1 protein-coding gene is annotated in these 250 nt (G+C 73.6%); it reads left to right on the forward strand.

Annotated elements, in window-relative coordinates:
• Positions 1 to 250, forward strand: a 250-nt coding sequence (locus AC0IW9_RS31455; protein WP_471652211.1) for an FAD binding domain-containing protein, incomplete at both ends; no start/stop codon positions are given.

Raw genomic sequence — 250 nt, forward strand, 5'->3', positions numbered from 1 at the left:
GCTGCTGGACCGCTTCGCCTTCGCCATGCTGCCGGGCTCGCAGGCGCTCGGCTATTCCGTCCCGGGGCCGCATGGCGAGATGACGCGCGGGGAGCGACGCTATAAGTGGGTCTGGTACCGACGCGTCGCGGCGGCGGAACTCGGCGATGTCCTCACCGACGCCTCAGGCCGCGCGCATCCCGTTTCGCTGGCGCCCGGCCAACTGCCCGAGGCCCGGGCGGCCCAGCTCCGGGCCGATGCCGCGATGCTG

It is taken from the genome of Belnapia sp. AC561, from assembly GCF_979252845.1.